Origin of the sequence: Umezawaea endophytica, assembly GCF_025061645.1 — a bacterium.
Classification (GTDB): domain Bacteria; phylum Actinomycetota; class Actinomycetes; order Mycobacteriales; family Pseudonocardiaceae; genus Umezawaea; species Umezawaea endophytica.
The window spans coordinates 1-5,774 of sequence record NZ_JANYMP010000048.1; the positions used below are offsets into that span (position 1 = coordinate 1).

5 protein-coding genes are annotated in these 5,774 nt (G+C 71.2%); 3 read left to right on the plus strand and 2 right to left on the minus strand.

All coding sequences use genetic code 11. The features are described from left to right. Positions 1–9: 9 nt before the first annotated feature. Complete coding sequence (locus NZH93_RS47455) at positions 10–1,125, minus strand: WD40/YVTN/BNR-like repeat-containing protein (protein ID WP_259629962.1); 1,116 nt, start codon at positions 1,123–1,125, stop codon at positions 10–12. Positions 1,126–1,215: 90 nt separating this feature from the next. Next, positions 1,216–2,574, minus strand: coding sequence for a Pup--protein ligase (gene pafA / locus NZH93_RS47460; protein ID WP_259629963.1), 1,359 nt, complete (start codon positions 2,572–2,574; stop codon positions 1,216–1,218). 106 nt (positions 2,575–2,680) lie between these two features. On the opposite strand from pafA, the gene NZH93_RS47465 reads away from it, so the two are divergent. Genes NZH93_RS47465 through NZH93_RS47475 form a run of 3 tightly spaced genes read left to right on the plus strand, consistent with a single transcriptional unit; the run spans position 2,681 to position 5,760 of the window. Next, on the plus strand, positions 2,681–4,102 hold the full coding sequence (locus tag NZH93_RS47465; protein WP_276025387.1) for a bifunctional phosphatase PAP2/diacylglycerol kinase family protein: 1,422 nt from the start codon (positions 2,681–2,683) through the stop codon (positions 4,100–4,102). Between the two features lie 42 nt (positions 4,103–4,144). Then, positions 4,145–4,906, plus strand: coding sequence for a MerR family transcriptional regulator (locus NZH93_RS47470; protein ID WP_259629965.1), 762 nt, complete (start codon positions 4,145–4,147; stop codon positions 4,904–4,906). Then, the gene (locus tag NZH93_RS47475; protein ID WP_259629966.1) at positions 4,903–5,760 is read left to right on the plus strand and encodes a transglutaminase-like domain-containing protein; all 858 of its coding nucleotides are present in this window, start codon (positions 4,903–4,905) and stop codon (positions 5,758–5,760) included. Before NZH93_RS47470 ends, NZH93_RS47475 begins: the two co-directional genes overlap by 4 nt. The last annotated feature ends 14 nt before the right edge of the window (positions 5,761–5,774 follow it).

Genomic DNA, 5,774 nt, shown 5'->3' on the forward strand with positions numbered 1-5,774 from the left:
TGTGGCTTGTCAAGGCATCTTTCCCGCCTTGACAAGCCACAACGGCCATGGAGACAATCGCAAGATTCGGGGTTCGACCGAACCACCCCCAACTATCCCCGCAACACCCCCACCCCGCCCCTTCCCCCCGGAAGCCCAACAAACCCGCCCCCACCCACAATCCACCGTGTCAAAACTCCCACCATCAAAAGACCGCCAACGCCTCCCACCATCAACACTCACATCACTACCGGTAGGCCCGACGGCGATCACCGAAGCCCCCCGCCAAGCCACCCCGGACCGATACCCGACAGGCGCCACCGCAGGCACGGACCAACTCCGCCCGCGATCACCGGACAACGCCATCCCCACGACGGGCTCAGCGGGCCGCGCGTAATCCCCACCGACGGCGATCCCCTGCCAAGGCGTCCGGAAGGCCACCGCGAACACCCCAGCGGACGGAAGGCTCAGCAGTGGTGTGTCGGACGCCTTCCAGTGCCGTCCGCCATCACCCGAGTGCAACACCCTGGCGGAAGCCCCACCACCGGTCGCGAACCAGGCGTCGAACGGCCCGGACGTGGCGATGCACTGCCCACTGGCCGCGAACCCGGCCTCACCCTCCAACGCGGGCGGGAAGTTGGACTCGGGGACGAGCGTCCAGGAGCGCCCACCGTCGACCGTGGACAGCACCCGGAACTTCCCGTCGACGGGATCGCCCATGGCCAACCCCCGCCACCGGTCGAAGAACGCCACGCAGTCGTAGAACGCCTTCTCCTCCGCGTTGCGGAACGCGAGCGTCCAAGACCGCCCGCCATCGACCGTCCGGTAGATCCGCGACGAATCCCCCGGCCCGATCGACAGCACGACGGCGTTCAGCGCGTCGAAGGCCTCTACATCCCGGAACTCCAAACCCGCGGTGTCGGGCGGTCCGACCGAAGCCCACGAAGCGCCGCCGTCGACGGTCCGCAGCACGGTCCCCTTGGACCCGCTGGCCCAGACCACGCGCGCGTCGACGACGGACAGCCCGCGCAACTGGGCGTCGGTGCCGGTCGGCTTGATCACCCACGCGAGCCCGCCGGACGCCGAGGACACCCCCGGCACCAGCAACGACAACAAGACCGCGACCACAACGCCCAACACCCGCATGTCCGCCCCTCTCGGTTGCGGCCATGCTGCCCCACCACACGCCGAGAGGGGACCCCTACCGAAGTAGGGATCCCCTCTCGGCAACTCCACTCAGAGCGAGGCGATCAGCCGTTCGACCCGTTCGTCGACGGCCCGGAACGGGTCCTTGCACAGCACGGTCCGCTGCGCCTGGTCGTTCAGCTTCAGGTGCACCCAGTCGACGGTGAAGTCGCGCCCGGCGGCCTGGGCCGCCGCGATGAAGTCGCCGCGCAGCTTCGCCCGCGTGGTCTGGGGCGGGGTGTCCTTGGCGGCCTCGATCTCGCCGTCGTCGGTCACCCGTTCGACCTGGCCCTTCCGCTGCAACAGGTCGAAGATGCCCCGGCCGCGGCGGATGTCGTGGTAGGCGAGGTCGATCTGCGCGATGCGCGGGTTGGACAGGTCCATGTCGTGCTTGAGCTGGTAGCGCTGCATCAAGCGGTGCTTGATGGCCCAGTCGATCTCGCGGTCGATCTTGGACAGGTCCTCGGCCTCGATCGCGTCGAGCGTCCGGCCCCACAGTTCGAGCACGCGCTCGGCCATCGGGTCGGGCGAGCGCTTGGCGACGTGCTCGACGGCCCGCTCGTAGTACTCGCGCTGGATGTCCAGCGCCGACGCCTCCTTGCCGCCCGCGAGGCGGACGGTGCGGCGGCCGGTGAGGTCGTGGCTGATCTCGCGGATGGCCCTTATCGGGTTGTCCAGGGAGAAGTCCCGGAACTGCACCCCCTGCTCGATCATCTCGAGCACGAGGTTCGCGCTGCCCACCTTGAGCAGCGTCGTCACCTCGGACATGTTGGAGTCGCCGACGATCACGTGGAGCCTGCGGTAGCGCTCGGCGTCGGCGTGCGGCTCGTCGCGGGTGTTGATGATGGGGCGGGACCTGGTCGTGGCGCTGGAGACGCCCTCCCAGATGTGCTCGGCGCGCTGCGAGAGGCAGAACACCGCGCCGCGCGGCGTCTGGAGGACCTTCCCCGCGCCGCAGATGAGCTGGCGGGTCACCAGGAACGGCAGCAGGACGTCCGCGATGCGGGAGAACTCCCCCGCGCGGGCGACCAGGTAGTTCTCGTGGCAGCCGTAGGAGTTGCCCGCGGAGTCGGTGTTGTTCTTGAACAGGAAGATGTCCCCGCCGATGCCCTCGTCGGCGAGCCTGCGTTCGGCGTCGACGAGCAGGTCTTCGAGGATCCGCTCCCCCGCCTTGTCGTGGGTGACGAGCTGGGCCAGGTCGTCGCACTCGGCCGTCGCGTACTCCGGGTGGGAGCCCACGTCGAGGTACAGCCGGGAGCCGTTGCGCAGGAAGACGTTCGAGGAACGCCCCCACGACACGACCCGGCGGAACAGATACCGCGCGACCTCATCCGGGGACAACCTGCGCTGCCCGTGGAAGGTGCAGGTCACCCCGAACTCAGTCTCAATGCCGAAGATCCGCCGCTGCATCCCACAACAGTAGGCGCAAAACGCCCCGCGATCAGTGATCCAAACGGGCGGCGTGCCCGATTCGGGCTAACGTCGCGGTGTGTGGAGACGAGTGCGCAAGTCGGGAATGCGGGTCGGGCTGATCGACCAGAAGCTGGTTCGCAAGAGCGCGAACCTGCCCCTGACCTCGGCTGATGTCGGGTTGAAACGGCTGACGAAGACGGCGAACCACGGGTTCCTCTGGTTCGGCATCGCCGCGTTGCTGGCCACGCGGAAAGGAATAACCCGCAAGGCGGCGCTGCGCGGCGTGGTGGCCATCGCGGGCGCCAGCTTCAGCGCGAACGCCGTCGGCAAGACCCTGTTCCCCCGCCGCAGGCCCGCCGCCGACCTGGTGCCGATGGCCCGGCGGCTGACCAAGCGGCCGACGTCGTCGTCGTTCCCGTCGGGCCACGCGGCCTCGGCGGCGGCGTTCACGACGGCCATCGCGATGGACTCGCCGAAGACCGCCGCGGTGATCGCCCCGATCGCCGCGGCCGTGGCGTACTCCCGCGTGCACACCGGCGTGCACTGGCCGTCGGACGTGGCGGCGGGCGCGGCACTCGGCGTCGGCGCGGGCCTGCTGACCCGCCGCTGGTGGCCGCTGGGCCGCGAGGAGCCCGCGTCGGCGTACGAGCACGCGACGCTGGACGAACTGGTCGACGGCGAAGGCCTGGTGGTGATCGTCAACCCCGGTTCCGGGCCCACGACGGCCGACCCGTCCGAGCAGATCCAGCAGGCCTGGCCGAAGGCCACCGTCATCCCCATCGACCAGCTCGACACCGCGGTCGACGACCACCACCCGCTCGCGCTCGGCGTCGCGGGCGGCGACGGGTCGGTGGCGGCGGTCGCGGCGGTCGCCGCCGAGCACCGGCTGCCGCTGGTGCTGGTGCCCGCGGGCACGCTCAACCACTTCGCCCGCGACGTCGGCGTCGAGGGGCTGGCGGACGCGGAGACGGCCGTCCGCGCGGGCGACGGCGTGCGGGTCGACCTGGCGGCCGTGGAGGTCGACGGCGGCGACCGCATCTGGTTCGTGAACACCGCGAGCCTCGGCGGCTACCCGGACATGGTGCGGCTGCGCGAGAAGCTGGAGAAGCGCTGGGGCAAGTGGCCCGCCGCGGGCATCGCGATGTTCAAGGTCCTCCGCTCGTCGCAGCCGCTGAACATGGAGCTCAACGGCGAACCGCACCGCGTGTGGATGCTGTTCGTCGGCAACGGCCCGTACCTGCCGAAGGGCTTCGCCCCGACCACCCGGCCGAAGCTGGACGCGGGCCTGATGGACGTGCGGTACATCCGCGCGGACGCCCGGTACTCGCGGACCCGCTTCTTCATCGGCGCGCTGCTCGGCTCCCTGCACCGCAGCCGCACCTACCGGCACCTGGAGACGCACTCGCTCGACGTCCGCGTGTTCGGCTCCGACGTGGCCATCGCGACCGACGGCGAGGTCGGCCCGACCGGCGACCGCTTCCGGTTCCGCTCGCACCCGGCCGCCCTCGCGATCTACCGGCCGTGAGGGCTTGACCTCACGTCGTGTGAGGTTCGTAGCGTCGTCGTCATGACCGGGAACGAGGGTGTCGAGCGGCGGTGGAGCGTGGGCGAGCTGGCCCGCGCCACCGGCCTGACCGTGCGCGCGCTGCACCACTACGACGAGATCGGGTTGGTGCCCGCGAGCGAGCGGACCGGGGCGGGCCACCGCCGCTACACCGAGGGTGACCTCCAGCGGCTGTACCGGGTGTGCGCGTTGCGTGGGCTCGGGCTGTCGCTGGAGGAGATCGGGACCGTGCTCGCCCGCCCCGCCGACGACGTGTCGGCGCTGCGGGCCGTGCTGGTGGGCCAGTTGGCGCACCTGGACGAGCAGGCCACCCGCGTCGCGCGGCTGCGCGCGCAGGTCGGTGGGCTGCTGAGCAGGCTCGACACCTCGGGAATGCCCGATCCGGAGCAGATCGCGACGACCCTGGAGATGATCTCGATGTTGGACGAGCACTACACCCGTGAGCAGCAGGAGCTGATGGCGGAGCGCCGGGCCGCGCTGGGCCCCGAGGCGATCGAGGCGATGAAGCTGGAGTGGTTCGGCCTCGCGCGGCGGATCGGGCAGCTCCAGGAGGACGGCGTGCCGGTCGACGACCCGCGCGTGCAGGAGCTGACCAGCCGCTGGGACGAGATCGGCTCGGCGTTCCACGGCGGTGACACGGCGATCGTCGCGGCGACGGACGCCGCGTACGAGGGGTCGAAGGGGACGCTCGACCGGCAGCTCGGCTGGCCGGAGGGGTCGGGCCTGGTGGACTACGTGAAGCGGGCGCGCGAGGTGCGCTCGTGACCGACTACACCCGACCGGGGCCGATGACGTCGGCGGGAGCGCACGCGGGGCTGCTGACCCGGCTGCCGCACGACGTCGCCGGGCTCGCGGCCGTCGGTCACGGCCTGCTGATCCACGAGCACATCGCCCCGTCGTACGACGTGGAGCTGTCGGACGACGACCGCGCCACCGTGCACCTGCGGCGGGTGGAGGACCTGCTGGGCCGGATCGCCGAGCGGGACGGCAGGCCGCTGACCGAGCCGAGGGAACCGGGCGACCGGGTTCCGGGGAACTGCCGCCACTTCACCGTCCTGCTGGTCACCGCGCTGCGCGCCTTCGACGTGCCCGCGCGGGCGAGGTGCGGGTTCGGCGACTACTTCGGCACCGGCACGTTCGAGGACCACTGGGTGGCCGAGCACTGGAACGGCGACCGCTGGGTCCTCGTGGACGGCCAGATCGACGCCGTGCAGCGGGGGCTGTTCCCGATCGACTTCGACGTCACCGACGTGCCGCGCGACCGGTTCCTGGTCGCGGGCGAGGCGTGGCGCCGGTGCCGGGCGGGCGAGGCCGACCCGGCCCTGTTCGGGCTCGCGTTCGCGGGCGAGTCCGGGCTGTGGTGGATCGCCGGGAACCTGATGCGGGACGCGGCGGCGCTGCTGAACGTGGAGCTGCTGCCGTGGGACTGCTGGGGCGCGATGCCGGGGCCGGAGGAGGAGATCGGCAGGGAGACCGCCGCGCTGTTCGACCGGCTGGCCGGGCTGACGCTGGATCCGGACGCCAACGCGGACGAGCTGCGGGAGTTGTGCCAGGACGAGCGGCTGGGGGTGCCCGCCGTGGTGCGCAACGCGGTTCGCGAGCGGGACGAGCCGGTCTGAGGAGCGGTGGGGTC